3 protein-coding genes and 2 pseudogenes are annotated in these 5,069 nt (G+C 74.1%); 3 read left to right on the forward strand and 2 right to left on the reverse strand.

Annotated elements, in window-relative coordinates; translation table 11 throughout:
* From V7Z97_RS19240 to V7Z97_RS19250, 3 genes and pseudogenes are all read left to right on the forward strand, one after another.
* A pseudogene (locus tag V7Z97_RS19240) lies at window positions 1–907 on the forward strand (hypothetical protein); the annotation flags it as partial.
* Complete coding sequence (locus V7Z97_RS19245; protein WP_334165079.1) at window positions 904–1,566, forward strand: nucleotide synthetase; 663 nt, start codon at window positions 904–906, stop codon at window positions 1,564–1,566. The pseudogene V7Z97_RS19240 and the gene V7Z97_RS19245, both read left to right, overlap by 4 nt.
* Window positions 1,567–1,680: 114 nt before the next feature.
* Window positions 1,681–3,252 (forward strand): tetratricopeptide repeat-containing protein, encoded by a 1,572-nt coding sequence (locus V7Z97_RS19250; protein WP_334165080.1) that lies wholly within the window; start codon window positions 1,681–1,683, stop codon window positions 3,250–3,252.
* Window positions 3,253–3,851: 599 nt separating this feature from the next.
* Here V7Z97_RS19250 and V7Z97_RS19255 read toward each other — a convergent pair.
* A complete protein-coding gene (locus tag V7Z97_RS19255; RefSeq protein WP_334165081.1) occupies window positions 3,852–4,517 on the reverse strand; it encodes a Crp/Fnr family transcriptional regulator in 666 nt (221 codons plus the stop codon).
* 89 nt (window positions 4,518–4,606) lie between these two features.
* A pseudogene (locus V7Z97_RS19260) lies at window positions 4,607–5,069 on the reverse strand (hypothetical protein); the annotation flags it as partial.

Consider the following 5,069-nt stretch of genomic DNA (forward strand, 5'->3'; position numbering starts at 1 on the left):
ACGCGACCGGCTGGAGGGAGTGGGCCGCCTCGACGTGCTCACCGCCGTCAACCGGCAGGCGCTCGGCTACTACGAGGGCCAGGACCTGGACCGCCTGCCGGCGGGCTCGCTGGAGCGGCGGGCCCGCGTGCTCCACGCCATGGGCGAGGACGACCAGCGGCGGGGCGATCTGGACGCCGCCCTCGCCAAGTTCCAGGAGGCGCGGCGGACCACCGCGGCCCTGCTTGACGCCCGTCCCGACGATCCGCCGCGGATCTTCGCTCACGCGCAGAGTGAATACTGGGTGGGCTACGTGGATTACCTGCGCGGCCGGAAGGACGGCGCTCGCGAGCCGCTGGCCGCCTACAAGGCGCTTGCGACCCGTCTCGCGGCGGCAGAGCCACGCAATGCCATCTACGTCCGCGAGGCCGCGTATGCCGAGGGGAACCAGTGCGGCCTCGCCCTGCTGGAGCCGGTCGAGCCGGCGGCCGCGCTCCGCGCCTGCAGCCGCGCCCTTGAGCTGATGCGCACCGCCGCGTCGCTACCCGGCGCCCCCCGCGACATGGCCCAGGACCTCGCCAATCGGCACGGCTGGCTGGCCGAGGCGTACCGCATCAACAAGGACAACGGCGCGGCGATGGAGCATCGCCTGGCGGAGGAGAAGATCCTTTCCAGGCTCATCGCGGCCGATCCCCAAGACATGGCCCTCAGGGAACGCTGGGTTGCGCTACAGCGGGCGGTGAGCGGCCTGGAGTTCTACGCGGGGCGTTCGGATCAGGCCCAGGCGCGGCTCGCGACGGCCGCCCAGACCCTGGACGCCATGATCGCCTTCGATCCCACGAACGAGGACTGGCGCAAGCAGCGGGCCCGCCTCGACGTGGCCGCAACCTTCATCCGGGACAACCCACAATCGAGAGGACGACCATGAGCGGATCGATCGAGAAGATGATGGCGTCAGCCGAAAGGCTGGATCAACTAGGTGCGGAGAACGGTCAGCACCGGCTGCCGCGTCGCCCACCGTCCGACTGGACGCCGAAGTATATCCTGTATTCCCAATACACGTTCCTGGCCGAGGGCGGAGAGCTCCGGTTCCAGTCCACGACCTGGGCGGTGAAGCAAACCAACGTACACCGCTTCATCCATGACCTGGCGACCTCGGGTCCGAGCATGCTGGGGGACCCCCTGGTGTACAGACCCGGCGTCACGCCGCTGGACGTATTCGTCGAAGATCCCTGCTGGATGGTGATCGAACTCGACAAGGCCAAGGACTGGCAATTCCGCGTCGGCGGCCCAGCCCTGACCGCGAAGCAGGACTACGGGGACGACAACTGGGGCCTCAAACACGTTCCGCCCGAGGTGAAGCTCAACGAGTTGGGGGAGTTGGAGCTTCTCTCCGACCACGGCCCGGGCATCGACGAATGTCGAATCGCGTTCTTCGGCGTCGTGCGCCGCGGCGCCTACGAACACCAGCAGTTCAACGTCCACATCCAGCTCGGGCAGGGCGGCTACGCGCGGCGTCTCGAGATCATGATCGATCCCGACTTTCCGGACATCGGCGGCGGTTTCCCGCCTCTGTTCGGCCCGTAAGCCTTGCCGGTCCGACCGGCGCCGCGCCGAGCGCAGTGATGAGTGGCTGAAAAGCAGAACAGCGTCATGCAAAGCTCTGCTTAGGCCGTAGCCCAATCCTGTCGAGTAACCCCCTTGCCCTCATCCCTCGAACTCGCCCCGATCATCCATGCCGCGCGGGCCGGCGCCCTGCAGAGGGCGTGGCGGCTGTTCCGGGAGGCGGGTCTGGAGGGGCTGGACCAGCCGGCGGCGCTGGCGGTGCAGGGGCGGCTCCTGAAGGACGAGGCGCGGGCGGCGCCGGAGGGGGCCGCGCGGCGGGAGTTCTACGTGCGCTCGGCGGCGGCCTACCTGCGGGCGCACGAGCTGAGCGGGGCGCTCTATCCGCTGATCAACGCCGCCAGCCTGTCGCGGCTGGCGGGACAGGCCGCGGCCGCCCGGGAGCTGGCGGAGAAGGCGCTGGCCGCGCCGCCGGACCCGGACGAGACGGCCTATTTCCAGGCCGCGACCCCGGCCGAGGCGCTGCTGGTGCTCGGCCGGACGGAGGAGGCGAAGCGGGCGCTGGCGGATGCGGTGGCGCGGGCGCCGGAGGCCTGGGCCGACCACGCCTCGACGATCCGGCAGTTCGAGCTGCTGCTGGCGGCGCTGGGGCAGGACGCGGGCTGGCTGGACGCGCTGCGGCCGCCCAGGCCGCTGTCCTTCGCCGGCCACATGGCCGTGGCGCCCGATGACCGGCGCCTGGCCGAGCAGGTGGCCGAGGCGCTGGCGGCGATGCGGATCGGCTTCGGCTACGGGGCGCTGGCGGCGGGGGCCGACATCGTCGTCGCCGAGGCCCTGCTGGCGCGCGGCTCGGAGCTGCACCTGGTCCTGCCGGGGGCGGCGGCGGCGTTCCGGGCTTCGTCGGTGGCGCACTTCGGGGCGGCCTGGGCGGCGCGGTTCGACACGGTGATGGACGCGGCCACGAGCGTGCGCGTGCTGGCGGGGGCGGCCGGTCCGGACCATCGGCTGGCCCTGCAGCTCGGCGGCGAGGTCGCCATGGGCCTGGCGGCGATGCAGGCGCAGACACTCGCCTCCCGGCCGGCGCAGCTGGTGGTGCTGGAGGACGCCGGCGCGACGGACGGCGAGCCGGGGAGCAGCGCCTGGAGCCGGGCGGTGTGGACCGCGGCCGGGCGGGAGCCGCCGGTGGTCATCGCCGCGCCGCGCGATCCCGCCGCGCCCGCCGCGCCGGACAGCCCCGACCGGGAGGACGTGCGGCTGGCGGCGATGCTGACCGCGATCGTCGCGCCGACACCGGCCGAGACCCTGGCCCGCGAGGTGCTGCCGAGGCTGCGGGCGCTGGCGGAGGCCGACGGGGCGCCGGCTATGGCCCAGTGGAGCGAGGACCGGCTGTTCCTGGCCTTCGACACGCCGGGCCAGGCGGCGGCGGCGGCGCGGCGGCTGACCGGCGAGCTGGGCGAGACGGTGCGGGTCGGCGGCCACTACGGCGTGGCGCTGGGGGCGGCCGATCCGTTCGGCGGCGGGCGGCTGCTGCTGGGGGAGGCCGCCGCGCTGTCCGGGCGGCTGGCGGGCGCGGCCCTGCCGGGCGGGGCGCAGGTCAGCGAGGCCTTCGCCGCGGCCCTGCACGCCCACGGCCCGGCGCGGACCGAGCCGGTGGGCGAGCTGGAAGGCCAGCCGGCCGACCGGCCGCTGCCGGTGTACGCGCTGCGGTAGGGCGGGGGTGGGTGGCGTGAGCGGACGGCGCGTTGGCGCAGACCTCGCCCTGAAGGCCATGGCCAGAATTCTGCCTGCCGGGCCAGGCGTCTCAAGGACCGGTCCGCAGGACCGGCCGCGGGGCGGCGCGCCGGAGGCGCGTCCTTGACACGCCTGACCCGCCAGGCTCGCGATCTACCATGGGCTTAAAGGGCGGGAGGGGCGAGGTCCCGCCGTGCTGGCGAGCGGACGTTGCCGATGGCGGTTGTGGGTGGAAAGCGGACATCGGAAGGGGCGCAAGGCCGCCTCTCGTCGCCTCCTCTCCCAGCCGCTCAGCGGCGTGGGAGAGGCCGGGTGAGGGCGGCGCGGCGCAGGCTTCCGCCCGGGCGTGGGACCCGCGCGCTCGGGTCCAACCGGAGCAGGCCCGCCGCGTCCTGCGCCGCCCTCACCCAACCTCTCCCTCCCGAGCTCCGCTCGGCGGGAGAGGAGCGGATCATGGCCCTCGCGACCTCCCAGAGGTCACGACAACGGACCTGCCGAACGTCCGCAACGGGTCGAAAGCGGTCGTTGGGCCGGCGGCGCTGAGCGGACAGTGGAGTGGCGGGAGCGGGCCCGCGCGCCTAGACCACCAGCTCCTCCAGGCGGCGGGGGCTGAGGATGGCGAGGGCTGTGGGGTCGCGGCGGATGATCCCGCGGCGCTCCAGGTCGCTGACGGCGCGCGAGGCGGTCTCGCGGGTGGTGTTCACCAGGGCGGCGAGGTCGGAGATCACGGGCGGCGGGGCGATCCGGCGGCTGTCGCCGGCCTGGCGCAGGAGCTCGGCGTAGACCCGGCCGACGGAGGTGAGGGTGGTGCGCTCCACCATCCGGGCGGTGGCCGCCTGGAGCTGGCGCAGCAGCATGCGCGAGACGGCGAGGCCCACCGAAGAGTGCATCTCCACCAGGGCCAGGAAGTCGAGCGCCAGGAAGACCGCGGCGCGGACCTCCTCGACGGCGCGGACCTCGGTGGGGCTGGGCGGGGTCTCGCGCTCGACCACGGCCCCGAAGATGTCGCCGGGCCGGTAGGCCTGCAGCAGCACTCCCTGGCCCTCGGCGCCGTAGGCGTAGGCGTGGACGAGACCCAGGACCAGCAGGAAGGTCTCGGCGCGCACGTCGCCCTGGCGGATGATCGGGGCGTGCGGGCGGTAGCTGCGCTCGGCGCAGCGGCGGACCAGGCTCTGCGCCACCTCGGGCGAGCAGCCGAACACGTCCTGGATGAAGGCCGGCAGGGCCGGCGTCTCAGCCTGCAAGCGGTGGAGCCCCTCTCCCGCGACCGGGCGATGGTGCGGCGCCGCGGGCGCGGCGTCCACGGGGGATCGCGGGAGAGGGCGCGCCTGCGTCAGCAACCCAGGAACGAGCAGATGGCGGCGCCGGCGTCCTCGATCACCTGGCCGGGGTCGGTGAGGATCTGGACGCCCAGCCCGTTCGGCCCGAAGCAGCCGCCCGGAACGCCGATGCCGTTCCTGCAGCGCTCCAGCTCGATGGGCGCCCAGGCGGCGGCCCAGCAGGCGGGATCGGGGCCGCACTGGGCGCCGATCTGGCCCATCAGCACCCCGTCCTGCGGCACGCCGGCGGCGCGGGCGGCGTCCTGCCAGGTGGTGGGGATACCGGGCGGCGGCAGGCCGCCGGGCGGGAAGCCGGTGGGCGGCGGCGCGCCGATCCCGGGCGGCATCGGCGGCGGCATCATCACCGGCGGCGGCATCGGCATCGGCGGCGGGACGAAGACCGGCGTACCGCAGGGAACCGGGCCGAAGGGGCCGGGACACAGCATCTGCGGCGGCGGGGGCGGGTAGGGGAAGAAC

The sequence above is a fragment of the Phenylobacterium sp. genome (assembly GCF_036821595.1).
Lineage (GTDB): Bacteria > Pseudomonadota > Alphaproteobacteria > Caulobacterales > Caulobacteraceae > Phenylobacterium.